This window comes from Halomonas sp. 7T (assembly GCF_025643255.1).
GTDB lineage: Bacteria > Pseudomonadota > Gammaproteobacteria > Pseudomonadales > Halomonadaceae > Vreelandella.
The window spans coordinates 1,951,483-1,978,477 of record NZ_CP087112.1 but is presented as its reverse complement, the minus strand read 5'-3'; the positions used below and the strand labels follow the sequence as shown (position 1 = coordinate 1,978,477).

At 56.1% G+C, this 26,995-nt stretch carries 20 protein-coding genes; 8 read left to right on the top strand and 12 right to left on the bottom strand.

Annotated elements, in window-relative coordinates; all coding sequences use genetic code 11:
• Nucleotides 1–40 precede the first annotated feature (40 nt).
• On the top strand, nt 41–3,325 hold the full coding sequence (gene mscK, locus LOS15_RS09175) for a mechanosensitive channel MscK (protein ID WP_263069674.1): 3,285 nt from the start codon (nt 41–43) through the stop codon (nt 3,323–3,325).
• 28 nt (nt 3,326–3,353) lie between these two features.
• Here mscK and LOS15_RS09170 read toward each other — a convergent pair whose 3' ends face one another.
• The 3 genes from LOS15_RS09170 to LOS15_RS09160 are packed head-to-tail and all read right to left on the bottom strand — an operon-like array spanning nt 3,354 to nt 7,432.
• The gene (locus tag LOS15_RS09170) at nt 3,354–4,106 is read right to left on the bottom strand and encodes a TlyA family RNA methyltransferase (RefSeq protein WP_263065423.1); all 753 of its coding nucleotides are present in this window, start codon (nt 4,104–4,106) and stop codon (nt 3,354–3,356) included.
• 29 nt (nt 4,107–4,135) lie between these two features.
• Nucleotides 4,136–6,178 (bottom strand): hypothetical protein, encoded by a 2,043-nt coding sequence (locus LOS15_RS09165; RefSeq protein ID WP_263065421.1) that lies wholly within the window; start codon nt 6,176–6,178, stop codon nt 4,136–4,138.
• 30 nt (nt 6,179–6,208) lie between these two features.
• Nucleotides 6,209–7,432 carry an acetyl-CoA carboxylase biotin carboxylase subunit family protein gene (locus LOS15_RS09160; RefSeq protein ID WP_263065420.1) on the bottom strand — a complete coding sequence of 408 codons (1,224 nt, stop codon included), beginning with the start codon at nt 7,430–7,432 and terminating at the stop codon, nt 6,209–6,211.
• 209 nt (nt 7,433–7,641) lie between these two features.
• On the opposite strand from LOS15_RS09160, the gene LOS15_RS09155 reads away from it, so the two are divergent.
• From LOS15_RS09155 to LOS15_RS09145, 3 genes are all read left to right on the top strand, one after another.
• Nucleotides 7,642–7,971 (top strand): DUF1820 family protein, encoded by a 330-nt coding sequence (locus LOS15_RS09155; RefSeq protein WP_009100748.1) that lies wholly within the window; start codon nt 7,642–7,644, stop codon nt 7,969–7,971.
• Between the two features lie 85 nt (nt 7,972–8,056).
• Nucleotides 8,057–8,692 (top strand): TIGR04211 family SH3 domain-containing protein, encoded by a 636-nt coding sequence (locus tag LOS15_RS09150; protein WP_263065413.1) that lies wholly within the window; start codon nt 8,057–8,059, stop codon nt 8,690–8,692.
• A 14-nt stretch (nt 8,693–8,706) separates the two neighbouring features.
• Entirely contained in the window at nt 8,707–9,339 is a 633-nt protein-coding gene (locus tag LOS15_RS09145; RefSeq protein ID WP_263065411.1) for a thiopurine S-methyltransferase, read from the top strand.
• 69 nt (nt 9,340–9,408) lie between these two features.
• On the opposite strand, the gene LOS15_RS09140 is transcribed toward LOS15_RS09145, so the two are convergent.
• The 5 genes from LOS15_RS09140 to cysP all read right to left on the bottom strand — a co-directional run bounded on the left by LOS15_RS09140 (nt 9,409) and on the right by cysP (nt 13,952).
• Entirely contained in the window at nt 9,409–10,002 is a 594-nt protein-coding gene (locus LOS15_RS09140) for a YajG family lipoprotein (RefSeq protein ID WP_263065409.1), read from the bottom strand.
• Nucleotides 10,003–10,132: 130 nt separating this feature from the next.
• Nucleotides 10,133–11,227 carry a sulfate/molybdate ABC transporter ATP-binding protein gene (locus LOS15_RS09135; RefSeq protein ID WP_263065407.1) on the bottom strand — a complete coding sequence of 365 codons (1,095 nt, stop codon included), beginning with the start codon at nt 11,225–11,227 and terminating at the stop codon, nt 10,133–10,135.
• Nucleotides 11,224–12,051, bottom strand: coding sequence for a sulfate ABC transporter permease subunit CysW (cysW, locus tag LOS15_RS09130; RefSeq protein ID WP_263065405.1), 828 nt, complete (start codon nt 12,049–12,051; stop codon nt 11,224–11,226). The genes LOS15_RS09135 and cysW overlap by 4 nt, the downstream gene beginning before the upstream one ends.
• A complete protein-coding gene (cysT, locus tag LOS15_RS09125; RefSeq protein ID WP_263065404.1) occupies nt 12,051–12,905 on the bottom strand; it encodes a sulfate ABC transporter permease subunit CysT in 855 nt (284 codons plus the stop codon). Before cysT ends, cysW begins: the two co-directional genes overlap by 1 nt.
• Nucleotides 12,906–12,914: 9 nt before the next feature.
• Nucleotides 12,915–13,952 (bottom strand): thiosulfate ABC transporter substrate-binding protein CysP, encoded by a 1,038-nt coding sequence (gene cysP / locus LOS15_RS09120; protein WP_263065403.1) that lies wholly within the window; start codon nt 13,950–13,952, stop codon nt 12,915–12,917.
• Between the two features lie 211 nt (nt 13,953–14,163).
• Here cysP and rpe point away from each other — a divergent pair, with 211 nt between their 5' ends.
• Nucleotides 14,164–14,865 carry a ribulose-phosphate 3-epimerase gene (gene rpe / locus LOS15_RS09115; RefSeq protein ID WP_263065401.1) on the top strand — a complete coding sequence of 234 codons (702 nt, stop codon included), beginning with the start codon at nt 14,164–14,166 and terminating at the stop codon, nt 14,863–14,865.
• A 9-nt stretch (nt 14,866–14,874) separates the two neighbouring features.
• Here the strand turns inward: rpe and LOS15_RS09110 are convergent, their stop codons facing one another.
• Nucleotides 14,875–16,173 (bottom strand): NAD(P)/FAD-dependent oxidoreductase, encoded by a 1,299-nt coding sequence (locus LOS15_RS09110; RefSeq protein WP_263065400.1) that lies wholly within the window; start codon nt 16,171–16,173, stop codon nt 14,875–14,877.
• A gap of 141 nt (nt 16,174–16,314) precedes the next feature.
• Between LOS15_RS09110 and LOS15_RS09105 the strand changes: the two genes are divergently transcribed.
• Entirely contained in the window at nt 16,315–16,983 is a 669-nt protein-coding gene (locus tag LOS15_RS09105) for a phosphoglycolate phosphatase (RefSeq protein WP_263065399.1), read from the top strand.
• 45 nt (nt 16,984–17,028) lie between these two features.
• Here LOS15_RS09105 and LOS15_RS09100 read toward each other — a convergent pair whose 3' ends face one another.
• Nucleotides 17,029–17,943 (bottom strand): metal ABC transporter solute-binding protein, Zn/Mn family, encoded by a 915-nt coding sequence (locus LOS15_RS09100; RefSeq protein WP_263065398.1) that lies wholly within the window; start codon nt 17,941–17,943, stop codon nt 17,029–17,031.
• A 346-nt stretch (nt 17,944–18,289) separates the two neighbouring features.
• Here LOS15_RS09100 and LOS15_RS09095 point away from each other — a divergent pair, with 346 nt between their 5' ends.
• Together LOS15_RS09095 and fdhF are read left to right on the top strand one after the other, a co-directional pair.
• Nucleotides 18,290–20,035 (top strand): NAD(P)H-dependent oxidoreductase subunit E, encoded by a 1,746-nt coding sequence (locus LOS15_RS09095; protein ID WP_263065397.1) that lies wholly within the window; start codon nt 18,290–18,292, stop codon nt 20,033–20,035.
• The gene (fdhF, locus tag LOS15_RS09090) at nt 20,032–22,863 is read left to right on the top strand and encodes a formate dehydrogenase subunit alpha (protein ID WP_263065395.1); all 2,832 of its coding nucleotides are present in this window, start codon (nt 20,032–20,034) and stop codon (nt 22,861–22,863) included. Before LOS15_RS09095 ends, fdhF begins: the two co-directional genes overlap by 4 nt.
• Here the strand turns inward: fdhF and LOS15_RS09085 are convergent.
• Both LOS15_RS09085 and LOS15_RS09080 read right to left on the bottom strand, forming a co-directional pair.
• On the bottom strand, nt 22,816–25,914 hold the full coding sequence (locus LOS15_RS09085; RefSeq protein WP_263065393.1) for an efflux RND transporter permease subunit: 3,099 nt from the start codon (nt 25,912–25,914) through the stop codon (nt 22,816–22,818). The two genes, fdhF and LOS15_RS09085, sit on opposite strands and share 48 nt — an antisense overlap.
• Nucleotides 25,898–26,995 (bottom strand): efflux RND transporter periplasmic adaptor subunit, encoded by a 1,098-nt coding sequence (locus tag LOS15_RS09080; protein WP_263065391.1) that lies wholly within the window; start codon nt 26,993–26,995, stop codon nt 25,898–25,900. The genes LOS15_RS09085 and LOS15_RS09080 overlap by 17 nt, the downstream gene beginning before the upstream one ends.

Sequence of the window (26,995 nt, the reverse complement as noted above, 5' to 3'; positions counted from 1 at the left end):
AGAGGTGATCGTAAAAATTGTTTGGGCAGTCGTCTTTACGATGTGTATCGGGGCTGCCGCCGTACACGCGAATATCCCCAGTGGGGTACCGTCCCAGTCGCAACTTTCTGAGCGATTGGCAGAACTCGTCAATCAAGAAAGTGAGCTAACTCCAGAGCAGCTGCGCGAAAAAGAGTCTCTGGAGGCCGCACTCCAGGCCTACGACCGTTTGATGGCTGTCGACGAGCGGCTGAATGCACTCGACCAGCGTATTGCACAAGCGCCTGAACTGCTACTTCGTTTAGAGCGCGAGTTAAACGAAGCAGAAGAGGAGAGCCTTCAGCTCTCGGTAGATAACCTCAGCGATATGCCGCTGGAGGCGTTGGAGACTCAGCAAGCAGAAGCTGTAGTGGAACTGCAGCAGTTGGAGAGCCAGCTAGCCGAGGTCAATTCCCAGCTGCTGGCCGCACAAACGCTGCCAGAGCGTGCCCAACAGTCGATTTCCGATGCGCTGCAGCGTGCCGAGACCCTGCGACGAGAGTACGACGAACGCGAAGCGTTGCTTGAAGGACGGCAGCTCTCCGCTCAAAACGATGCAAAGCTGATTCAGCTACGCCTTGAACGGGCCCAGGCAGAGCGAGAGGTTAACTTAAATCAGCGGGAGTTAAGCGCTAATAGCCGGTTACGCGAGTTGGCCCAGCAGCGCCGTGACTTATTGTCGCTACAAATAGAGCACCAAGAGCAACAGCTGAACTTGCTACAAGGCGTCATCGATCGCCAGCGCCGTTTGCAGTCTGAGCAGGCGATTGCCGATGCCGCCCGAGATGATCCGCTCATCGCGGAAGGTCATCCCGTCGTGCTCAATGCTCAGCAGATCAACCAAACGCTGAGTCTTGAGCTACTGCGCGCCACCGATCGTGCGAACGGCATTGTGCGGGAAAACATTGAGACTCAGCGTCAGCTTGATCAAGTGCGTCAGCTGCAGCGTAGCCTTAATGAGCAGCTAGACGCGATTCGCGGTAGTCAACTGCTGTCACGCATTCTACGCGAGCAGCGCCAGTCGTTGCCGGCTATCGCCCCTCGGCGCGATTTACAGGACGAAATTGCAGATCTGCGCTTAAAGCAGTTTGATTTGATTCGCCAGCGTGATCAGCTGCGCCAAGGCGAGCGCCTAGCCAGCCAACGGCTGCAAGAGGCGGGAGTCGACGTCACGCCGAGCTTGGTTGACTCGCTTACGCGGCTTTATCAATCTCGCCGTGAGCTGGTTGAACAACTTGAGCAGGCTTACGGCAGCTTGCTCAGTTCCGCCATTGAGTTGCAGCTCAACCAGCAGCAGCTATTTATGACCACGCGTAGCTTACGCGCCACCATTGACGAGCAGCTGTTCTGGGTGGCAAATAGCCGCCCGTTAGACGTTAACTGGCTACGCCAATTGCCGAGCAATCTGGGCACCGAATGGAGAGAGGGTGAGTGGCGCGCTATTTTGCCGAATCGCTGGCAGGGGCTTTCGTGGCACCTGCTAAGCGGCGCTCCGCTGCTTTTGGTAAGCCTTTTATTGGTTGGTCTGCGGCGACGCATTAAAACTCGCTTGGCATTGATCCACTCGCAGATTGGACGCTTAAAAAGCGACACCCAGCTGCATACGCCGAAAGCTGTGTTGCTCAATGTGCTGCTAGCTAGCCCTGGGCCACTGGCATTGGCGGGCATGGGCGTTGGGCTTAAGTCCGCAGAGGGCGCGTTGGCTTACAGCTTAGCACCTGCGCTTTTACAGCTGAGTTTGAGCTGGGGGGTGATAGCGCTGGGACGCCGCTTGCTGGTGGCTGACGGTGTGGCCGAGCGCCACTTTACTTGGTCGCCTGGCTATAACGCACGGCTACGTCAATTACTTGGCGGGTTAGGCGTCGCGCTGACCCCTGTAGTGGCGATTGCCGCCATGTCGGGACAGATGGAGACCCCCCTGGCGCTGCGCCCGGTGGCCATGGGGTTATTCTCTATGGGGCTGCTTGCCATGAGCTGGTGGCTAGGACAGCTCATCTTCTCCCATGTGCCCTTTTTTGGCGTAAGGCTCTTCCGGTTGATACTGGGGCTAGCGATGGCTTCGGTGCCACTCGTGTTGCTGGGCTTAGTGGCCTGGGGGTATGAGTACACCGCGCTGCGCTTGGTAGGGCGCTTTGCGATTACGCTCTACCTTTTAGGGCTATGGGTAGTGGTTGAAGCTACCGTGGTGCGTAGCCTCGCAGTGGCGGCGCGCAGGCTGGCTTATCGCCGCGCATTGGCCCGGCGCCGCGCCATGGTGCAAGAAGGCGCTGAAGGTGGGTTAGAGGTCGTTGAAGAGCCGCCGCTGGATATGGAGAAGATCAATACCCAATCGCTGCGCCTCTCGAAACTTATCTTGTTAATTGGCTTCAGTGCGCTGCTCTATTTGGTGTGGGCGGATCTGCTGACGGTATTGGGGTACTTGGACCATGTAGCGCTGTGGAATGCCGAAGAGGGAGATCTCGTTGGCGACACCCTCTCCATCTCGGATTTTTTCACCGCACTGCTGATTGTTGCGCTCACCTTTATTATGGCCAGTAATTTACCGGGCTTGTTAGAAGTGATGGTGCTTTCGCGGTTAGCGCTTAAGCAGGGGAGCGCCTATGCGATTAGCTCATTGCTCTCTTACACCATCGTCGGGACGGGCGTTGTGATGGCGTTAGCCGCGCTGGGGGTGTCTTGGGATAAGCTACAGTGGTTGGTGGCGGCGCTGAGTGTGGGTCTGGGCTTTGGTCTGCAGGAGATCTTTGCCAACTTTATTTCTGGCCTGATTATTCTGTTTGAGCGGCCCATTCGGATTGGCGACACGATTACGATAGGCAACCTGCATGGCACTGTTAGCCGGATACGCATCCGAGCTACTACGGTCACTGACTTTGATCGCAAAGAGATTATTATTCCTAATAAAACCTTTGTCACCGACCAGCTGATTAACTGGTCGCTTTCGGATAACGTGACCCGAGTGGTGCTCACTTATGGTGTCTCCCACGGTTCTGACTTGCCGTTGGTGCATCAGTTGCTGCGCCAAGCAGCGGACGAGAACGAACGGGTGTTAAGCGACCCGGAGCCTCAAGTGTTTTGTCTAAGCTATGGGCAGCACAGCCTGAACTTTGAGCTGCGTATCTTTGTTAATGACTTGGTGGACCGGCTGTTTGCCGCCGACGAAGTGAACTGCCGCGTGGATGAACTGTTCCGTGAAGCCGGAGTGCGCGTCGCATTCGAGCAAATGGATGTATGGCTGCACCCTGACGAAGGCGAGTCCGTCAAAGTGCAGTCGGCCAAACGTTTGCCGCCCGCTAACCTCAGCTGATCCCTAACGCAACGCCGAATGCGCAGGCCTAGCGCTTACTGGCGAACAGCAGAAACTCCCGATTGCCGTCACCGCCGGTAATCGGGCTCTCCTGCCAGTGGCTAATAACGAGCCCGTACTGCTGGCAGGCGGTGCGGATTTTCTGTTCTACCTCAGCGAAGCGGCGAGGGTCGCGCACCACGCCGCGTTTGTCGAGGGCGTTTGGCTCCAGTTCAAACTGCGGTTTGACCAGCGAAAGTAGCTGCCCATCGGTGGGTAGCAGCGCTGCAATCTCGGGCAGAATGAGTGTCTGGGAGATAAACGAGACATCCATCACCGCCAGATCAATCGGCCATTCAGCAAGCGCGCTCAATAGCGCCGAAGCGCGGCTCATTTCGCGGGCGTTGAGTCCTTCCAGGCAAGCCACTCGCGGGTCGTTTCGTAAATGGTTAGCGAGCTGGTCGTGACCTACTTCGACGCCAACGACGTGGCGCGCGCCAAACTGCAGGGCGCAGTCGGTGAACCCGCCGGTCGATTGGCCAATATCTAATACGCCTCGCCCTTCTAGGCGCATGTTGAGCGCTTGCAAAACGCCCTCTAACTTCAGTCCGGCGCGGGAGGCATAGCGCTCCTCCGGATCATCTTCCACGTTGAGTGGCGTGTCGATTGGCCACTTTTCTGAAGGCTTATTAAGCGTGCGGCCATCGGCAAGCCGAACGCGGCCGTTGCGTATCAGACGCTGGGCGCGGGTGCGTGAATTAGCCAGCCCTTGGCTGACCAAAAGTTGATCGAGTCGAATCATGGTGTCTATGAGATTGTTAACAGCAGCTATTAAGGCCCTTCTGGCGGTGTGTTGGGGCCTTGGTCTGCCTGAAGCTCGGTAGGCGGCAATCGGGTAGCTCCCCAGCTACGGTGAAGATAGCCTTTAACGCTTTCAAGCTCCTCCTCCGTAACTTTGGCAGGTTCGCCCCGCTCTAGTGGGTCATAGTGGTAAATATACAGTCGAGAAGTGAACTGGTCGAACGGCAGTGAGGCTTCGCCAAACCGTTCACCGTTACCAGCAGTGCTGACTTTGACCTCATCACCCCAGTTTTGCCCGCTATCGTTATTAGGGTTATAGAAGTAGATGCGCATTACGTCATTTGGGTCGAGTGACGCACGCAAAATCGTGATGGCGTGCCAACCAATGAAGCGGGCGGCGCTGTCGGTCACTGCGATACCGGCCGGCTGCGGGTGTATAAGCGGTTGATTACCGTTGTAGTACGGGTGATAGCTGGCGTAGAAGTGGCGCACGAAATCATCCACGCTGCAGAGCTGGCCGGTGGCAACGTCGACATTGATGCTAAATCCGCGGCCTGACCACCAGCCGTGAAATTCAGGGTTTACCCAGCGGTGGGGGTCGCCTTCACGGCCAATACAGCGCCTGCCCATTTCGGCATAAATACGGTCTAGATGGGGGACGACAATCAGTGAGACCGGATCCAGGTCCATGGGTAGCTCAGAGGCAACGCCCAGCGCGCTTTCCATGGATGAGATAGGTTGTCCTTCGAAATGCATAATAATTTCATCGTCACGCGCCGCCCAGGTCACCATTTGCAGCAGGTAGTCGGGGTCGTTATAGGCCCACATGGAGAGTGCCCGAGCCGACTGGCAAGTGGGGTTGTTACCCTGGCCAACGCCGAGCGGTAACCCCAACATACAGAGCACGCCTTCAATCAAGCGCGCCCGTGGTGAAGCATAATCACCATAAGCAATGGTGAGCCGTGACTCAGCCCACTCAGAAAGCTGTAGGTTGAGCTGGCGCCACATGGCCGGAGCCACGGGAGGTTGATAAAGAATTCCACGCTCCAGCAGCAGTGCTAAGCCATAAACGGCCTGGGCGGTAGCCGGGTAAACGCCGCTACGAATGAGTGCGTGCACCAGCTCACGGTAGCACAACAGGCAGTCGCGGCCGGTAGCAGATAGCCCTAGTGCCTCAGAGAGTAGGTGATCGCCCTCTTCCAGCAGGTAGCGCATCAATACGGCATGGTAGGGCGATACTAACCCCGTATCGTGCATGGCGCGGGCAAAACCGGTGGATTCCGCTTGCAATGCAGCGCTGTCCATCCGCTCCAGGCGTTCACGATAAAGCGCAACGCCTGGGTCTTCACGACAGGCCTGGGTCGGCCCGTAAAGTGAGCTAACCAGCCTGTCAGCCCCTTGGCCGCTCGACCCTAAATCAATGTCTGGATTCACTTGGCACAGGGCGATCTGGGTAATCATTTGCTTAATGGCATCGACCTGGATCGGACGCTGCTTGAGGATTCGCCAGATTTCGTCAATCAGTTGATCAATGACATGTTCATAGCCAATGCGATTAGCCAGGTGCTGAAAGAGCTGACGCGGAATATTGGCTAACCGGCCTTGGGTTTCACGTTCGGCTTCGCTTGGCGCGTTAAACAGCAGCCACAGGTTAATAGCCATCACTTGGGTTAAATAGTGATGAGCATGCTCCTGGGAGACCAGCGAATGCAGATAACCACCCTTCGCAACAGCCAGTAGCCGCAGTTCGCTTAATGTTTCAATGACGACGACATTCGCATCGGCACTCTTCAGTGCAAAGGTGGTTAGCGTAGGGATTAAATATTGGGGGGTTGCCCAATCAGAGCCTTCAAATACGCCGGCGGATTCAAAATCCGCCGCGCGTGCCTCAAGGGCGGCACAGCCGCCATCTAGCATTAAGACTCGCCGCGCGGTATCCAACACGCGAGGTAGTTTTGCTACTTTGGAGAACTCAGGCGCCTGCGAAAGCAGGCGCACCGCATCATCAAAGTTGCTCAATAGTTCGTTGAGCTTGGCATCTTCAGGTGAAGAGACCTCTTGGTGGTTCGTCACATAGACTCCTTACCCTTGCCGTAGCGGGGATTATACATAGAAGTCGAGATCCTCTTGGCGTTTTAAAAGATCGCGGATAGTATGCGCGTCCTCACCTTTAAAGTAGATCAAGCCCCAGTGGGTACCAAACGCGGTGCGTTTAGTGACGGTCTCTTCCACTGGGGTGCTCAGCTCATGAGACTCAAAATAGGGATGATCCTCGGTCTCTGCGGGAATCTCTAAGCGGCTGACAACACGACGGCGGGGATAAACGCCGAAGCAGCCCGCGAAGCCGTTTGCATCTTCGACCTCTTTTGGGAAGAACGCAGCAACTTCTTCACGGATGGTTTTCGGGTCAAACACCAGCATGGAGGCTTGATAGGCATTAAAGCCGTAAACACGCTCCAGTAGTTCAAAGACCTTAAAGCCTGGGGGACGGTAGGCAACCTCACCAAAGTACATCTCACCGTCGCTGGTAACGAAGTATTCGGGATGAATAAGACCAAATTCGATATCAAATGCTTTAATCAGCTTTTCAATTTGAGCGACAATTTTCTCTCGATATTTTTCCAGCTCTGGTGAAGCAGGCACAAACACCGAATAGCCCAGCTTGACGTACTCGGAAATATTCAGGAAGACGATTTTGCCATCGTGAATCCAGGCTTCGACGGCAAACTCCCAGCCGTCCAGGTGGGATTCCATTAATACTGGAAACTCTTCATCGGGAATAGAGTCGACTTCATCCGGTGTGCGGATAACGCGGTGACCGAGACAGCCTGCTTTATCAAATGCTTTGAGATGGATGGGATCGTTGGGATCCCCGTCTAGCTTAAGCAGGGTCTGGTTCACCCGTTTAAGAAAGCGAACAACGTCCTCTTTATCATGGGCTTCTTCAAAAATACCCACGCGAATACCGCCTAGTTGGGCGCGACGCTTCATCAATGCTTTATCACGCAGTAACAGCGACTGACCGTAAATGCGCGGATTGTCTAGTAGCAGGGAGTTAATCGCTCCGGCCCACTCAACCGTTTCTTCGTAAAGTGGGATAGCCACATCGACGCCTTTCTCTTGCAGCGTTTCGGCAATTTCCATTGAACGGTCGTTGAGGCGCTCAAAATTCCACGGCACGTAGGGAATATCATGTTTTTGGCAATACTCTTCTGCCCAATCGGGTGCCACCACTATGTAGCGTCGGTCAAACGTCTCTGCGGCTTCGATCGCATTGAGGCTCCAACCTAATAGAGCGATGTAACCCTTATTGGGATTCTTTTGCATAGATGGTAACTCCTGGGGTGGGTGGAAAAACTGCCTTACCACCAACTCACCATACACGATAGGCGCTGCCACCGGCTAATTAGTGGCCTGTGCAGCTTTCAAATAAGGAAAGCGTCGTTTTCGATGATGTCTGCTAAAGGGGCAACCCTGGAGTATGGTAGGCTAGGCACGGTAACGTTACCTTCAAGTGGCAAGAGGAATAGGCCAAGATGGCGGCCAAGCCGATTTATCGTGTAGTGGTTCACCAGCAGGGTGAAATTTGGGATTTATACGTAAGAGAAATCTTTCAAAGCGAACTCTGGGGCTTTATTGAAGTCGAGGAGTTTGTCTTTGACGATGCATCGCGGGTAGTCGTTGATCCAGGAGCGGAAAAGCTACAGCGCACCTTTGAAGGCGTAAAGCGTAGTTATCTGCCCCTCAATGCCATTGTGCGCATTGATGAAGTGGAGCGAGAGGGGCCCTTAAAGGCAGTTAAAAGCGATGCCCGTGTTGCGGAGTTTCCTCGTCCCTTTCCGCTGCCTCCCCGCGGAGAAGGGTAAGCGCCTAAGACAAGCGCAAAGCTTAGCGATACGTGCGGGTGGCTTTGTCGGCCAACGCTCGTTTTTATGATCAGGACATGACGTCATGCCAGTAGACAAATTTCGTTTGAGTTGTTACGCCGCTGCCGTAGGTATGTTGTTAAGCGTTAGCGGAACTGCGGCGCTCGCACAATCAGAGAGCCAAGCCTGGGTGAGCGATGAGTTAAGCACCTATGTGCGCAGCGGGCCTACCGATGGTTACCGCATCGTGGGGACACTGAACGCGGGTGAGCAAGTCGACATGCTCGAAACCAGCGGTGACTACACCCGCGTACGCAGTAACAGCGGTGATACGGTGTGGGTGTTAAGCAGCGAATTACAGCAAACCCCCAGTGCCCGTGAACAGTTACCGGTGCTTGAAGGCCAAGTAAGTGAACTGACGCAAGAGTTGGATGGGATCAATGCAACGTGGGAGCAGCGCGTTAGCTCCATGCGGGAAACCCTGGAAGTGCGCGAGCAGCGTATTGCCGAGTTAGAAGCTCGCAACCACGAATTGGATAGTGAAGCCGATCAGTCTCGTCAGCGGGTCCGGGCGCTTCAGGCGCGCTTGGACACCCAGGAAGAAGACTTGCTAATGCGCTACTTCATGTATGGTGGTGGTGTGGCGGGCGCTGGACTGCTTGTGGGGTTGATTGTTCCTCACCTGCCACGTCGTCGTAAAAAGCGCGACCGCTGGTTTTAAGCGAGGTAATCGAGATGGAGAACCCATGGCGTCAGCGCTGGCAAGAGGGGCGTATCGGCTTCCACCTATCCGAGACGCATCCGGCGTTAGTGCGCTATTGGACGACGCTAGGCGTAACGCAGGGCACTAAGGTGCTGGTGCCGCTTTGCGGCAAAAGCCTGGATATGCGCTGGTTGGCAGATCAAGGGCATCCGGTGCTGGGCATTGAGCTGGCGCCGGAAGCTATTGAACAGTTTTTTGCCCAGCGAAGTGCCGGTGTCTCCCGCTATACCCAGGCAGGCTTTGATGTGTCTCGCCAGGGCAGCGTTGAGTTATGGTGCGGCGACTTTTTTCATCTGCACATTCAGCAGGCTGCCGAAGTGGGCGCGTTTTACGACCGCGCTTCATTGATTGCACTGCCCCCCGCTACTCGCGAGCGCTACGCGTTTCATTTAGCCCAGTTAGTGCCGCCGGGTGCCCAAGGGTTGCTTGTCAGCTTGTCACACGGGGATCATGAGGCTGGGCCGCCGTTTAGCGTGCCGGGGAGTGAAATTGAGCGTTTGTTCATACCTAATTTTCAGGTCGAACTATTAGCACATGGGGAAGCCGACGATCGAGGACGCAGTGAAAGCGTATGGGCATTAAAAAGGCGCGGCCCACACGTTTAATGTGTCCGCGCCGTTTAGCGTTTTAACTAGCTATACCCTGCGCTTACGCTATGCGAGCGAACCGTAACGTTAACGAGCAAGCAGGCGGCCCAGCTCTGGGTCGCTGAACGCGCGGTTCAAACCGTCGCTTAACAGGTCATTCAACATACGTGTATTCGTGTCTTCGCCGGGCTTAATGGCATAGCCCTGGGTGCGCCGTGAGGTGTAGGTGCCTGTATAAGTTGTGCCTTTGTTTTCAGCAATTGCCCGAAACACCCCTTCGATGCGTGCTTCGTCCACCAGTGGTTGGCCGCTATCGCCACGTCCATAATGAAGGCTGGCAAGTTCAAGCTTCAACGTTGGTCGCCCCTGTGCAGCTTCGCGGGTAGGGTTGAACCCCATATCACGCACAGCGCGCTCGGCTTCTGCCTGCAAGCGTGGAATTAGCTCGTGGCTATTGACGGTAATTTGCGCGGTGGACATCGTACCGCCAGAGCGCGTCCCGATGACTTCACTGCTTCGCGCGTCTGATGCAATGACGGTGACCTGCTGACCGGAGCCCGTTTGCGGCACGCTCGCACTGCGTTCGGGGCTCAGCTGGAGGTATTGAGGGCTTGCACAGCCTGCTAATAAAACACTGGCCAGCAGTGCCCCAGATAAGCATAAAAAATGGCGCCGACGCATAGGTTTCTCCGCAGTCACCGTGGTGAAAGATTATCGCTCTCTAGAGCGTAACGTAACAGCATGCAAAAAAGCTGAGCCGATAATACGTTGACGTATTTTTAAAAGCAAAGCTTAGCCCAAGCGCTGCGGCTTACGCCGCCCGCGTGTGCTTCTCAGGGGCGGGCGTATCCTCTTTAAATCGGTGCCACTGGCGGGGGTGAGCAAACAGACGTTGCCCTCGGCGCATCTGAAGCTGCTCAAAATCCGCATGGCGAACCGTTGCAAGCCATGGTTTAGCCAGCCAGTCGGCTTCTAATTCGACACGGACTTCGGCACCTACCGGTGAGATAGCCGTAATAGTCACCGGCAGATGGCTTTCAGCACTTGGCTGCAGGGCAAGGCGTACTTCATGCGGGCGTAGCAAGAGTTCTTCATCACCGTCAGGCAAGTCAACATTGAGATGAGCATCGCCGCAGGTGAGCACCCCTTGGCGTACCTTCCCCTCTAAGTGATTAACGTCGCCAAGAAATTCAAATACAAAGCGATTCTTGGGTGAACGATAGAGCGTTTCAGGCGTGTCTATTTGTTCGATACGCCCGTTACTCATCACAACGACACGGTCAGAGAGCTCTAACGCTTCTTCTTGATCGTGGGTAACAAACACGCTGGTAAAGTTAAGTTCTTCGTGCAGGCGGCGTAACCAGCGGCGCAGGTCTTGGCGCACTTTGGCATCCAAAGCGCCAAACGGCTCATCTAACAGCAGTACATCAGGCTCTACGGCGAGCGCACGGGCCAGCGACACGCGCTGCTGCTGGCCGCCAGAGAGCTGGGCAGGCAAACGGTTCGCTAAATGCTGCAGCTGCACCATTTCCAGCAGCCTAAACACCCGTGCGCGAATTTCGCCGTTGGAGGGGCGGCGCTTTTTAGGCATCACGGTGAGGCCAAACGCTACGTTGTCGTAGACGCTCATATGACGAAATAGCGCGTAGTGTTGAAACACAAAGCCAATACGGCGATCACGCACGTGAACGTTTGTGACATCGCGGTCGCCAAACAGAATTTTACCCGGCTGTGGGGAACGGTCGGCGCTCTCTAGGCCCGCAATAATTCGCAGTAGGGTGGTTTTTCCTGAGCCAGATGGGCCAAGTAGACCGACTAACTCTCCTTCGTTAATATCCAGGTTAATCGGTTCAAGCGCCTGGGTATTAGCAAAGTGCTTGGCGATGTTCTGTAGGCGAATGCTCATAAAAGTGCCTCCTGGCGCGATGCGCGCCATTCCAGGCCTGCCTTGGCCGCAAGGGTTAACAGGGCAATAAGGGCCAGCAGCGCAGCGCTAGAAAATGCGCCTACCGCGTTGTAATCCTGGTAAAGCTGTTCAAGGTGCAGTGGTAAGGTATTTGTCTTGCCACGAATAGCGCCTGCGACCACCGAAACGGCGCCAAATTCACCGACAGCGCGTGCGTTGGTGAGGATAATCCCGTAAAGCAGCGCCCAGCGAATGTTCGGTAGTGTGACACGTCGAAAGGTCGTCCAACCGCCAGCACCCAGCGTTACGGCAGCTTCCTCTTCTCGCGAGCCTTGGGCCTGCATCAGCGGAATCAACTCGCGTGCCACGAAGGGGCAGGTGACGAAAATAGTCACCATTAAAATGCCGGGCCAAGCGAACATCAGTTGAATATCGTGCGTGTCTAGCCAGCTGCCAATCCAGCCATTGCGGCCATAGAGCAACAGATAAATAAGCCCGGCTACAACAGGGGAAACGGCAAACGGAATATCAATTAGCGTTTGCAGAATGCGCCGACCTGGAAAGCTAAAGCGGGTCACTAGCCACGCTAGCGCGATGCCAAATACCAGACAAATTGGAATGGTCATCAGTGCGATGACGAGCGTAAGGCCGATGGCGTGCAGCGTGAAGGTATTGCTGACGTTGGCCCAAAAGACCATCACGCCTTGAGAAAACGCTTGGGCGAAAATGGCCACCAGTGGCAGCAGCAAAAATAGCGCTGACAACAGCAGTGCGGCGCCAATCAGTGTACGCCGCACGGCGGGTGCATCACCAATCCTGCGCATTAGCCTGTTCCTCCGTGCAAGCGGCGCACAAAGCGGCCTTGCCAAATATTGATGGCCAGCAGAAGGGCCAGTGACACAAAGAGCACGACGGAGGCGATTGCCGAGGCGCCTGCGTAGTCATACTCCTGCAGTTTGACGAAGATCATCAGCGCAGTAATTTCTGTTTCGTAGGGCATATTGCCAGCGATAAAAATAATCGCCCCAAACTCACCCAGTGAGCGCACAAAGGCTAGCCCAGTGCCGGTAACCAGTGCCGGCCACAGATGCGGCATAATCACCCGGCGAAACGCAACGCCGTCGGTGGCACCCAGCGACATCGCGGCTTCATCAACTTCTGCAGGCAGGTCTTCCAGCACCGGCTGCACGGTGCGTACCACAAAGGGAATGCTGGTAAATGCCATGGCCAGCGCAATGCCAACCCAGGTGTAGGCCACTTGGAAACCGAGCGGCTCCAGTAAGCTGCCCATCCAGCCATTACCTGCATACAGCGTAGCGAGCGTAATACCTGCCACCGCCGTGGGGAGTGCAAAGGGTAGGTCCATTAAAGCATCTAAAAGACGCTTGCCGGGAAATTCGTAGCGAACCAGTACCCAAGCAAGCAATAAGCCAAACGCGGCATTAACCAACGCAGCGACAGCCGCTGCGCCGATGGTGACCATGTAGCTGGCCACCACACGGCCCTCGGTAATAATCGCGAAGTACTCGGCTAGGCTAAGTCCTGCCAGCTGTCCAAACAGCCCGGTGATCGGAAGAAGGAGTACCAGCGAAATGAATAAGACGCTGATTCCCATCGATAGGCCAAAGCCCGGCAGCACGCGTGCGCTGCCGGATCGCCATATTGCTAGCTGGCTCATGGGTTACCGTTAACGACGTTGGAGTTGATCAAGCAGAGCACCGCCTTCGAAATGGGTCTCCATTGCTTCTTCCCAGCTGCCAAACACATTTTCAACTTCAAACAGCTCGGTGTCGGGGAATTGATCGGCAAATTCGGCAACGACTGTTTCGTTGTGAACCCGGTAGTTAAAGCCTGCCAACTGGCGCTGGGCATCTTCACTGTACAAGTACTCAAGATACGCTTGAGCCAAGTCGCTATTGCCGTTGCGCTCTGCGTTAGGCCCAACTACGGCGACTGGGAATTCGGCCAGGATGCTCACGGGCGGCACGATGACTTCGTAATCATCGCTGCCATATTCGCTGCGGATGTTGTTCACTTCCGACTCAAAGCTGATCAGCACATCGCCGATGCCACGCTCGATAAAGCTAGTGGTGGCACCGCGACCGCCCGTGTCGAATACGGCGACGTTGCGCAGAAAGGTGCGCATGAAGTCTTGGATCTGCTCTTCATCACCGTCGAATTCGTTCTCGGCAAAGCCCCAGGCGGCTAGGTAGGTATAGCGCCCGTTGCCTGATGTTTTAGGGTTGGGGAAAACAATTTGAACGTCTTCCTGGGCGAGATCATCCCAGCTTTCGATACCTTTGGGATTATCTTTACGCACCAAAAATGCAGTAGTGGAATAGTAGGGGGATGCATTGTTGTCGAACGCGTCCTGCCAGTCTTCAGCCACTAAGCCTGCATCGGCCAGTACCTGAACATCAGTGACCTGGTTAAACGTTACCACGTCGGCACGTAGCCCCTGCATGATGGCCCGGGCCTGAGCAGAGGAACCGCCGTGGGATTGGCTAATGGCGATCTCTTCGCCGTGCTCTTCTTGCCACCAGGCTTGAAACTCCGGATTGACAGCGCTGAAAAGCTCACGAGCGATATCGTAGGAAGAGTTCAGTAGCTCGCGCTCTTGGGCAGCTGCGGTGCCGGATATAGCGGCGCTAGCCACCGTCGCGCCCAGTGCAATTGAGAGTAGGCTGCGGCGGAAAAGAGGGCGTGAAAAAGTAGGTGAAGGCATAGAAGGCTCCTTAGATTCAGTGGCGATCATGTCGCGATGGCACTAAGGTTATACCTGTGATTGTGGAATTACAATTGTGTTTTATATTCTTTTTAAGCATATGAGTGTGTGCATTCGCTTAGCGTGACGCTCAGCAAGATGGGGCTTCGTGGGCCGCTCTGATAAGATGTGCGCCTTCCGTTTACCCTGTTAACCTAGGAATGCACTAACTATGAGCGCAGAGCAGAACTTCCTAATTGCCCCTTCGATTCTTTCCGCTAATTTCGCGCGACTCGGTGAAGAGGTCGATAACGTGTTGGCCTCTGGGGCTGATATTGTCCATTTCGATGTCATGGATAATCACTATGTACCGAATCTGACGATTGGGCCGATGGTATGCAAAGCGCTTCGTCAGCATGGTGTGACGGCACCTATAGATGTGCATCTCATGGTGAAACCAGTGGACCGTATGATTGGCGATTTCAGTGAGGCTGGAGCGAGCTATATAACTTTCCATCCAGAAGCCTCTGAGCATGTGGATCGCTCGCTACAGCTGATTCGCGATAGTGGCTGCAAAGCGGGACTGGTGTTTAATCCGGCGACGCCGCTTTCGTATCTTGATTACGTGATGGACAAAATCGATATGGTGCTGCTGATGAGCGTCAACCCAGGCTTCGGAGGGCAGTCGTTTATTCCTGGTACTCTGGATAAGCTGCGTGAAGCGCGGGCGCGTATTGATGCGTCTGGCCGCCCGATTCGTTTAGAAATCGATGGCGGCGTAAAAGTGGATAACATTGCCGACATCGCCGCCGCCGGTGCTGACACGTTTGTGGCTGGCTCAGCGATTTTTAGTGCTCATCAAGCAAATGACCCCCACGGTTACAACAGCGTTATTCAGCAACTGCGTAATGAACTGGCGAAGGTTCCGGGCTAAGGCCGCGCTTTAATGCAGCTTCATGCGTGGTTTCAGGTAGCGGTTTAATTTATCCACTAGCCAGGCCAGCCCCGTTTTAGGTGCGCCATGAATAGAGAGCTGGTGCATGCGGTAGAGCGACGCATAGGCTTGGCGTGCCAGCCAGCCCTCTAAAAACAGCCCCCTCGAGGCAGAACTGCGCATTAAGTTGCCCACGGCGTCGTAGCGAGCCAGCGATACCAGCGAGCCATGGTCGCGGTATACGAAGTCTTTTAAGGGCTTGCCTTCCAGCGCATTCACTAAATTTTTAGCCAGCAGCTTGGCTTGCTGGTGGGCGGCCTGGGCGCGAGGGGGAACGGTGCTGTCCTTCCCTTGAGGGCAGCTGGCGCAATCGCCCATGGCAAAAATATGCGGGTCATCAACGCTCTGCAGCGTTTGGTGTACGTTAATCTGGTTTTTCTTGTTGCTGGTTAGGCCGAGCTCAGCCAAAAAGGGCGGTGCTTTAATCCCCGCTGCCCATACGTTTAAATCGGTTTCGATGACATGCCCATCGCCAGTGATTAACTGATATGCCTGTGCCTGCTGAATCGCCGTGTCGACATGCACCTGTACACCCATGCTCTTTAACTCTTGCTGAACGGTATGACCAATGCGCTCAGAAAGGGCGGGCAATAAACGCGGAGCGGCTTCAATCAAGTGCACGCTGATGTTCTGGTGATCCAGCGCGGTAACGCCATAGGCATTAAGCAGGCGTGAGGCATCCAAAAGTTCTGCAGAAAGCTCTACGCCGGTAGCGCCGCCTCCCACAATGCCAATAGTGAGTTGAGTATGCTGGCGCAGTGTTGGGTCGGTATAGCGTAAAAAGGTGTTAATCATGTGGTGCTGAAACGCCTTAGCTTGCTGAGGCGAATCTATAAAGTGGCAGTGCTCTGCAACACCTTCAGTGCCAAAATCGTTTGAAACACTGCCGAGCGCTAACACAAGATAATCGTAGGTAAGCTCACGGGCGGGCAGTACTTCATCGCCATCCTCATCCAAAATGGGGGAAAGTTGAATGACTTTTTTCTCGCGATCGACGCCTTCCAGCGAGCCGCGCTGATAGCGGTAGTGGTGGGCACTCGAGTGCCCGCGGTAATCGACTTCATCCATACTGGAGTTAAGCGCGCCGGTTGCCAGCTCATGCAGCAGTGGTTTCCATACATGGGTCGCGTTGCGGTCTAGCAGGATAATCTCCGCGCGCTGTTTTTTACCGAGTGTTTTACCCAGGCGTGTGGCGAGGGCTAACCCGCCTGCACCACCACCAACGATCACAATTCGTGGTATAGCCATTCTGCTCTCCTTGCCAACTATAGCCACAGCATAGAACCTTCTAGCCTGCCTGACGACGTACTAAACGGGTAAGATAATAAAAGTAATGAGAATAGAGGTCAGTCAGTAGCACCTCATTAGGCCTAACAGGAGAGCAGCAGCGTGCACACCATTTTGCAGGATAAACGGTTAATCGCCTTTGATTTAGATGGCACGTTGATTGACTCAGTGCCGGATTTGACGGTAGCCGTACAAAGCGCGCTGACCGAGGTAGGTCTGACGGCCCCTAGTGAAGAACTCGTGCGCGACTGGGTGGGTAATGGCGCGCCGATGCTGGTAGAGCGAGCGCTAACCTGGGCGATTGAGCAGGCCCCGGCGCAAGTCTTACAGGCCACTGCGTATGACGCGTTTATGCGTCACTATAGCGCTGCACCCAATGCGCTTACGCAGCTGTATCCAGGCGTGCAGCCAACGCTAAATGCCTTGCACCAGCAAGGCTATAAGCTGGTGTTAATTACTAACAAGCCTGAGCGTTTTATTACGCCAATCTTAAGTCACTTTGAACTGCTACCACTGTTCACTCTCTGCTTGGGCGGCGACTCGTTGGCCGAGAAAAAGCCTAGCCCGCTACCGTTACTACACGCTGCTCAAACGTTAGATATTCCGCCTTCAGCCAGCGTGATGGTGGGAGACTCCCGCCACGACATAGCCGCAGGAAAAGCCGCGGGCTTCACCACGGTGGCGTTGCCATACGGCTATAACCATGGTGAGCCAATAGAACGGAGCCAGCCCGATCTATTAATTGGCTCGTTGCTGGCGCTAACCGAATAATCCGCGCGCTCGCTGTTACGTGTTCACTATGAAGAGGGGTGATGGCTACTCTGATCGCGCTCCGCCTAAACCTTCGTGGAGCTGTTCCACGTTATGGCGCAGCATGGCAGGGTAGTTGTAGGCAGGGCTGTCGCTTGCCCCCAGCGTGTCCACATAAAGCGGGCCTTCAAGGCTTACGTTCACCTCTCGGGCAAGGGCGTCCATATGGATACACGGCACCGTGCTTTCATAAAACAGCGCCTGAGGGCGTTTTTCTGCCAAACGTAGACTTATGGCCGCCATCGCCTGAGCGCTGCCGAATGTTTCATGATTGACTCCCCAAATAGCGTCGTACTCAAACTCATAAGCACGCGCAAAATAATGCATGCCCGCCTCACTGGTTACCAGTTGGCGATTGGTTTGGGGTATGCCTTGCAAGCGCTCTAACAGCTGCTGGTCTAGCTGTGCTAGCGCCTCATGCGCTTCTTTGGCCCGGGTGTTGAATGCATCGGTTTTTTCGGGGTAGTGCTCGCTTAGAGTGTGTGCAATCACGTCGATGTAAGCAGCTGCCCCTTTGGGATCCATCCACATATGGGGGTCTGTGCTCCCTTTAAACTGCCCTACTGAAATAGGCAGCGGGGCGAAGTCAGCGTTTTCGGCAATGGCGGTTAGGGTTAGGCTGTCGTGGGCCATCGCTTCTACATGGCGCATCCATGGCTCTAAGCCAAAACCGTTGTAAAAAATAATGTCTGCTTCTTCAATGGCTAGCACATTGGGGGGCGTCAGCTCCCAGCGGTGAACATCTTCCTCCGGCGGAATAAGGTTGGTAATAGTGATATCGCTGCCCGCCACCCGCTGAACCAAGTCTTCAATTACACTAAATGAAGTAATGATTTTGAAAGAATTTTCGCCAAACGCCTGTGTAGCGTTTAGTGCGGTTACTAATAAGAGCGTGATTATCCAGGGTGCTCGTTTATCCATGTCACGCTCCTAACTTATCCTATTAAAAAGATGGCAGATAATAGAGATTACCTACGAACGTTGCCAGTCACATTCCCGTGAGAGAGCCGTTCGGCAGCGCGGCGAATTGCATCAGTGTAGTGCCGTGGTTTCACTAACGTGGGTTAAGCTCTATGCTTTTAAAACGCTGTTGAGTACTACTACGACCCGTCAGGTGCCTGCATGTTGCAGACAGCTGTGATGAAAAATGTCGGTTTATACATTTTCGTGTAAAACCTAGCTGCATTATGCGACTTGGATAGTAATCCTTTGATGGGCTAGCAATTTTTGCGGATGGTCTTTTTAAATAGCCTTTGGATAGCGTGCCATGACGTCTCATTCTCATTCTCACTCTCCGCATCGCCGCCGTCGTGGTTACCCGAAAGGGCGCGATGTGGCCCCTGTCGCGCTGGTAGCACTGCGTGGCTTATTAGGTGATGAACGCCTTAATGAACGATTGAAACAGCGTGATCACCTCATAGAGCATCTGCACGTTATTCAAGAGGCCCATGGCCACTTATCGATGGTCGAGCTGCGTGCGCTGGCGGCGTATATGAACCTGCCCATGGCCGCCGTTTATGAAACCGCCACCTTCTATGCCCATTTTGATGTGGTACACGATCATCAAGTGCCGCCACCGGATACCACTATTCGGGTATGTGATTCGCTCTCTTGCCAATTGGCAGGCGCCCAGGCGTTACACGAAGCACTTGCCGCTAGGGTAGACCCTGAGAGTGTGCGCGTAGTGCGTGCCCCCTGCATGGGCCGTTGCGACACGGCGCCCGTGGCAGAAGTGGGCCACCACCATGTGTTATACGCCACGGCCAATGGGGTCGAGGCGGTGGTGGATACCGGGCACTTTCATCCTGAAGCGATTATTTGGCAGCGATTGGCCGCGTATCAGCAGGCAGGGGGCTACCGGCTGTTGGCCAGTGCACGCGGTGGTGAGGTCAGTGTAGAAGCCTTGCTGCAGGCACTCGAAACCTCAGGGCTTCGGGGGCTGGGTGGGGCCGGTTTTCCTACCTTTAAAAAGTGGCAAGCGGTGCGCCAAGAGGCCGGGCCACGCTACTGCGTCATCAACGCTGACGAAGGTGAACCCGGCACCTTTAAAGATCGCTACTACTTAGAGCGTGCCCCGCACCAGTTTCTGGAAGGCGCGCTAGTCAGTGCCTGGGCCATCGAAGCCAAGGCGCTTTATATCTATCTGCGCGATGAATACCCGGGCCTGCACCGGGTGCTCCACGAGGCCATCGCAGAGCTGGAGGCCGTGGGAATCGTCTCCCCTGGATTTATCGTGATGCGCCGAGGGGCGGGGGCCTATATTTGTGGTGAAGAGTCGGCGCTGATTGAGTCTCTTGAGGGCAAGCCCGGTAAGCCGCGTCATCGCCCGCCCTATGTGGCTCAGCAAGGGCTGTTTGGCCGCCCAACGCTGGTGAATAACGTGGAAACGGTGTACTGGATCGTGCCCATTTGGCAAAAAGGCGGCGCATGGTTCGCCCAGCAGGGGCGCAACGGCAGGCACGGCCTACGCAGCTTTTCGGTATCTGGGCGTGTACAAAATCCCGGTGTGCATGTGGCACCGGCCGGTATCACCCTGCGCGAGCTGATAGATGAGTATTGCGGTGGTATGGCGGCGGGGCACACACTAGCGGCCTATCTTCCCGGCGGCGCGTCGGGAGGGATTCTACCTGCCAGTAAAGCGGATGTGCCGTTGGACTTTGATACGCTACAGGCCCACGGCTGCTTTATTGGGTCAGCGGCGATTGTGGTGCTCTCTGATCACGATAGCCTTCAGGCGGTGGCCACCAATTTGCTGGCCTTTTTTGCCGATGAATCCTGCGGGCAGTGTACGCCTTGCCGGGTGGGCACTGAGAAAATGCTCACTCTAATAGAGCAACCCACCTGGAATGTACAGGCGCTGACCCGGCTGGCGCAGGTGATGCAGGATGCGTCGATTTGCGGGCTGGGGCAGGCGGCACCCAACCCGGTTCTAGGGCTGCTCAAGGATTTTCGCCCGGCGCTTGCCCAGCAGCAGATTATTGTCAGCGATGCCGCTGAAGGGGGAGCGTTATGACGCGTTCATTCACCCTCTCTCTAGATCACCAAGAGGTGACCGCTTACCCCGGCGAAACCCTTTGGCAGGTAGCCAAACGCGCCGGGGAGACCATTCCCCATCTCTGTTTCAAAGACGCCCCCGGCTACCGCGCGGATGGCAACTGCCGCGCCTGTATGGTGGAAATCGAAGGTGAGCGTGTGCTGGCGGCAAGCTGCATCCGTGAGGCCAAGCCCGGCATGGTCGTGCGCAGCGCAAGCTCAACCCGTGCTGTGCAGGCCCGTGAAACCGTGCTGGAACTGCTGATGGCCGACCAGCCTAGCCGCGGCCAAAGCCCTGACCGCTCCAGCCACTTCTGGGCAATCGCCGAGCAGTTGGCGGTAGATGAAGCGGTGGTAAAAGCGTGGCTACCGCCACGGCGTGAAGTACCTGTTAGCCATGCGGCAGCAGCGCCCACGATTCGCCAGCCGGACACCAGCCACCCAGCGATGCACGTTAATCTGGATGCCTGCATTACCTGCAACCTGTGCGTGCGCGCCTGCCGCGAGGTGCAGAGCAACGATGTGATTGGCCTCGCGCAGCGGGGCGCTGCTGCTACCGTGGTATTTGATTTTGCTGACCCCATGGGGGATAGCACCTGTGTCGGCTGCGGCGAGTGTGTCCAGGCCTGCCCTACGGGGGCGTTAATGCCCGCCACCGTGGTGAATGCAGAAGGCCAGGGCGATTCTCAAAGCCAGCGGCAGGTGGATTCTGTATGCCCCTACTGTGGGGTGGGCTGCCAGCTCACTTACCACATTAACAACGATACTCTGGCCCACGTGGAAGGGCGAAACGGCCCGGCAAACCAGAACCGCCTGTGTGTTAAAGGGCGCTTTGGATTTGATTACGTCAGCCATCCTGCACGGCTGAGCACGCCGCTGGTACGCCTGCCCGGTATTCCCAAGACGCTCGACGCTCGTTTTGACCCTGCCAACCCCTTCAGCCATTTCCGTGAGGCAAGCTGGGACGAGGCGCTGGAGATCGCGGCGGGCGGCCTGATGGCGATTAAACAGGCCCAAGGCCCCAAAGCGCTGGCGGGCTTTGGTAGCGCCAAATGCTCGAACGAAGAGGCGTGGCTGTTCCAGAAGCTGGTGCGCACCGGCTTTGGCAGCAATAACGTGGACCACTGCACGCGGCTTTGCCACGCCAGCTCCGTCGCGGCGCTAATGGAGTGTTTGGGTTCTGGCGCGGTGACCGCTTCGTTTATGCAGGCGCTAGAAGCCGATGTGGTGATTCTTACAGGCTGCAACCCGGCGGTGAATCACCCCGTGGCGGCGACGTTCTTCAAGCAGGCAGCCAAGCAGGGCACCGAGATCATTATTCTCGACCCGCGCGGTCAGGCGTTGGATGCTTACGCCAGTATGAGCGTGCGCTTTACACCGGGAGCAGACGTTTCGCTATTCAACGCGCTGCTTCACGTGATTATTGCTGAAGACCTGTATAACCAAGCCTACATCGATGCCCACACCGAAGGCTTTGAAGCGCTCAAACAGAGCGCGGCTCACAGCACGCCAGAAGCCATGAGCCCGCTTTGCGGCGTCGCCCCCGATACCATTCGTGAGGTGGCGCGGCGCTATGCCAAGGCTGAGAAAGCGATGATTTTCTGGGGTATGGGTATTTCCCAGCATACCCACGGCACTGATAACGCCCGCTGCCTGATTTCATTAGCGCTGGCCTGTGGCCATACCGGCCGCCCTGGCACAGGCCTGCACCCCCTGCGCGGCCAGAATAACGTGCAGGGAGCCTCGGATGCGGGGCTGATTCCCATGGTGCTGCCGGATTACCAGCCGGTAGGCGATAGCCAACTGCGCGCCGCGTTTGAAGAGCTATGGAGTACGCCGTTAAGCGATGAGCCAGGGCTGACGGTGGTGGAAGTGATGAATGCGATCCACACAGGCGACGTGCGCGGTATGTACATTTTGGGTGAAAATCCGGCGATGTCTGATCCTGATCTCACCCACGCCCGTGCCGCGCTGGGCAAGCTTGAGCACTTAGTGGTTCAGGACCTGTTTGTGACGGAAACCGCCCAGTTCGCCGATGTGATTTTGCCTGCTTCCGCGTGGCCCGAGAAAGACGGCACCGTGACCAACACTAACCGCCAAGTTCAGCTTGGGCGTGCTGCCTTACCGCTGCCTGGGCAGGCCAAGCCTGACTGGTGGATTATTCAAGAAATGGCCAACCGCTGTGGGCTCGGCTGGCGCTATCAGCACCCCCAAGAAGTGTTTGCCGAAATGCAGCAGGGCATGCACTCGCTCAACCACATTAGTTGGGAGCGTTTAGCGCGGGAAAACTCCGTGACCTACCCCTGCCCAGCGGAGGATGCCCCAGGCCAGGATGTGGTATTCAGCCATGCCTTTCCCCGCGCGGGTGGGTTGGCCAAATTCTCCCCCACGCGCCCGCTGCCACCGGATGAGCCGGTAGATGCTGACTACCCCACGGTGCTGACCACTGGCCGCCAGCTAGAGCATTGGCATACAGGCTCTATGACGCGGCGCGCCCAGGTGCTCGACGCACTAGAGCCAGAAGCGGTGGCCAGCCTATCGCCGGGGGAGCTGCACCGTTTAGGCGTCGTGCCGGGCGAGAAGCTCACCATCACTACGCGAAGAGGAACGATCACACTGTCGGCGCGGGTGGATGACAAAATCCCCGATGGCATGGTGTTTGTGCCGTTTGCCTACGCGGAGGCCGCCGCCAATCTGCTGACTAACCCAGCGCTGGACCCCTACGGCAAAATACCGGAGTTCAAGTACGCCGCTTGTCGGCTAACGCCGGAATTTTCCGCCAATCACCAGCATGCAGGGCGTGAGTAGCAGCGTAAGCCCGGTGGCGAAGGTCAAACCGCCGGCGATGGCGCTGGACATCTGGGTCCACCACTGGGCGGAAGGGGCGTTAAAGCCCAGTGCTGGCGCAAACAGATTCACGTTGATGCCCAGCACCATGGGCATCAGCCCCAGCACCGTGGTAATCGCGGTTAGCAACACTGGTCGCAGGCGTAAACAGCCTGCTTCTAGCGCTGCTTCTGCAGGGGGCATGCCATTACCGCGCAGCTCATTGTAAGTATCAATCAATACGATGTTGTTGTTCACCACAATGCCCGCCAGGGCAATAACGCCCATGCCTACCATGACTATGCCAAAGGCTTGACCGGTAATCAGTAAACCCATCAGAACGCCAGCGGTTGAGAAGACAATCGCTGAGAGCACCAGTGCCGCTTGGTAATAGCTATTGAACTGGGTGACTAAGATCAGCGCCATAAGGCCAATGGCAATTAAAAAGGCGCTAATCAAAAACTGCATGGCTTCTTGCTGGTCTTCTTGCTCGCCTGCCACGTTCACCATCAAGCCTTCGGGCAGTTGGCCTTCGCCTGCGCTCAGCAGTGCCCGCAGGCGCTCGTCCGCTAGGTAGCCTGGGGCTAAATCCGCCTCAAGGGTGATGGCTCTCCGGCCGTCAATGCGGTTCAGTGTGCCAACTTTGGGTGCGGGGGTGAGCGTTACAAAGTGGGAAATAGGCACTTGGCCGCGCTGGGTGTTGATGGTTAAACGCTCAAGATGGTCGAGCGATCGCCAGGATTCGGGCAGGCGCACGCGAATATCCACTTCATCGCTCACCGTAGGCGGGCGGTAGCTGGCTACCTGAAGACCCGTGGTCAGCAGCTGAACCGCGCTGCCGATGGTGGTAATGTCGGTGCCCATGCGAGCGGCTGCCTCACGGTTCACATTAACCTGCCACTCCACCCCCGGTAGGCTGCGGTTGTCTTGAATGTCAGTAAAGCCGCCCAGCTCACGCATAAGACTAACGATTTGATTAACCCCCGCATCGGCAATGGCTGGGTCGGTAGCGCTTATTTCCAGCACAATGGGTTTGCCGCCGCCAGGGCCCATCTCCTGCTCCTGGAACTCCAGGGTAATGCCAGGGATATCACGCGTGCGTTCGGCCATATCATCTAAAATTGCCTGCGCAGGGCGGCGCTGGTACCAGTCCACAAACTGAAACTGCAGTACGCCCACCACGTCGTTGCCCATTTGTTGGTCAGGTACTGCAAACGAGCGAGCATAGAGGGCTTCCACTTCGCTCATGTCGCCGAGGCGGTGTTCAACGCGCTGGAGGATGGCATCGGTTTCCAGGGCTGAAAAGTCTCCCCGCGCGCGCACCAATACCTGGGCGCTGTCGGGCTCAACGTTAGGAAAGAAATCCACCCCGTGATTAAAGCGAGCATAGCCGGTGTAGAGCAGGGCAATCAGCAATAGGGCGAACAGTAACACCCAGCTAGGGTGTTGCAACAGCCGTGCTAACAGGCTGCGGTAGTGGCGCCCAAGGGCGGTGCTTTCGGGGGTGGAGCTTGCTCTGTTGGCGGCTTCTCCGCTAGATGAGGGCTCATCAGAAACTGATTTGGCAGGGCGGGTCACCAGCCGCCCAAGTGTGGGGAGAAATATCAGCGCCATGGCCAGGGAGGCCAGCAAGCATAAAATGACCGTAGCGGGCAGGTACTTCATAAACTGCCCCACCATTCCTGGCCAAAACAGCAGCGGCACAAACACTGCCAGCGTTGTGGCTGTGGAGGCAATCACCGGCCAGCTCATGCGTGACGCTGCATTCAGCCACGCTTGATGGGGCGATTGGCCGTCATTTAAGTGACGGTCGGCCAGCTCACTGACCACAATGGCGCCATCCACCAGCATGCCGGCGACTAAGATCAACGCGAACAGCACCACGATATTGAGCGTAAAGCCAAACGCCCATACCAGCAGTATGCCGGTTAAAAAGGCGCCGGGTATGGTCAAGCCCACCAGCAGCGCCATGCGCCAGCCCATCACCGCGACGACTACAATCAGCACCAGTACCACGGCGGTAAGCACGTTATTTAACAGCTCGGAGAGCATGTTCTGCACCGTGACGGACTCATCTAAAATGGTGGTAACGTTTAACTGTTCGGGGAGTAAGTCGCCTGCCTGGGCAAAGCGCTCTCGCACAGCCTCGATCGTGGCGATAATATTGGCACCGGCCCGCTTGGAGATTTCCAACACCACGGCAGGTTCGCCATCAATACGGGCAAAGCCTTGGGGCTCTTTATAGGTGGGATGAATCCAGGCCACGTCACCGAAGGTGACCACTTGGTCGCCCTCAACTTTCACCGGCATCTGCATCACATCCTCAAGGGATTCGATAATGCCCGGTACCTTCAGCGCTAAACGTCCGGCGCCGGTGTCTAGGCTGCCCGCCGCTACTAACCGGTTGTTACGCGATACCTGATTAAACAGCGTATCAAAATCAATGCCGTAGCTTTCTAGCACCAACGGATCGACGACGATCTCCAGCAGGTCTTCCCGCTCACCGGCAATATCGACCTCCAACACATTGGCGATGCCCTCAATCTCCTCTTTCAGGCGTCGGGCAATCATCATACGTTCCCGGGTATCCAGCTGGCCGGAAAGGCCAATAGTCAGCACCGGAAATTCCGAGACGTTCACTTCCATGACCCGCGGCTCTTCAGCTTCAGTGGGCAGGCTGCTGCGGGCAATGTCCACGCGTTCGCGCACGTCAGAAAGGGCCGTATCAGGATCAAAGCCAGGATCAAACTCAAGCGTCACCGCCGCATGGCCTTCGCTGGACTGTGCGGTGAATTTGCGTAGCCCTTCAATCCCCCTCAGCTCCTGCTCCATGGGGCGAACTAAAAGCCGTTCGCCATCTTCGGGACTAACCCCCTCTAGTGAAAGCGAAACGTAAATAATCGGGATCGTAACGTCGGGGTTAGCTTCTTTAGGAATAGTTAGCCAGGCGGCGATGCCAGCTAGCAGTAACCCGGCCAGCAGTAGCAGCGTGGTACGCGTGTGGGTGAGCGCGGCATTAATGAGCTGGCGCATAACCACCTTCCTGGCGGCTGGCACGGACGGGGGTGACGGCGTCGCCTGGTGCAACCAACCCTGCGCCCAGCGTGATTAATGTAAGCGGGTCGGGTAAGCCGGTGACATACGCGCGCTCAATATCGGCACTCACCAGTTCAATGGCAGTTTGAGCCACCTGATTGTCATCGACGACATGCTTAACGGCGAGCTGGCCCTGTTCGTTCAGGCTAAAAAGCGCGGGGGAAAGCGTGTGTACCTGGCGCGGTGGCAGGGTAATGGTGAATTCTGCGCTTCCGCCTGCTAAACGCTGTCTGTCAGGATTATCCAGGGTGGCTTCGATATAAAACGTTCGAGTGGATACTTCTGCGCGGCTGCTGATATGCGTTATTTCACCGCTTAACGAACGACCGTTGAGCAGCCGTGCTGAGACCGGTAGGCCAACACTTAGCTCGCCTACTTGCTGTTGAGAGACCCAGGCGGTACCGATTAAACGGCGGTCATCAATTAAGCGACCCCACTCTTCGCCAGGCTGCAGCAAGTCGCCTAGTTCCACCTGTACCCGGTCAAGTACGCCTGCGAATGGGGCGGTGGGGCGGGTGTCGTTTAGCTGTTTTTCCAACTGGGCAACCTGGGCAGCGCTGGCGCTTAACGCGCTCTGTAGGCGCAGCAGTTCTGGCTGTGAAATAAGCTCCCGGCGGCGTAGGTTTTGCGCACCAGAAAACTCAGCTTCTGCCACGGCAAGCTCATCCCTTGCTTGCTGCAAGCGCTCGGGTAGGGCTTCATTATCCAGCACCAGCAGGGTATCGCCTTGGGCCACTGTCGCCCCCTGGGTAATGGGCTTTTCCGCTACGAAGCCAGCCACGCTAGCGCGTAAAATGGTTTCGCGCTGGGCGGTTAATTGGCCTTGAATAACCTGCTGAGGAACAAAAGGGGTGCTTTGCTGAACCATCACCTCTACCCGTGGAAGCGCCTCGCTTTCAGCGCTGCTGCTCTCGGGTGGGTCGGTTTGAAAGCGCTGAAAATCGCCAAAGGCAAGCCATATTACCAGCGCTAGAACCAGCAAGCTGGCAAGGGCGTAAGAGTAGGGGAGTCGTCGCAT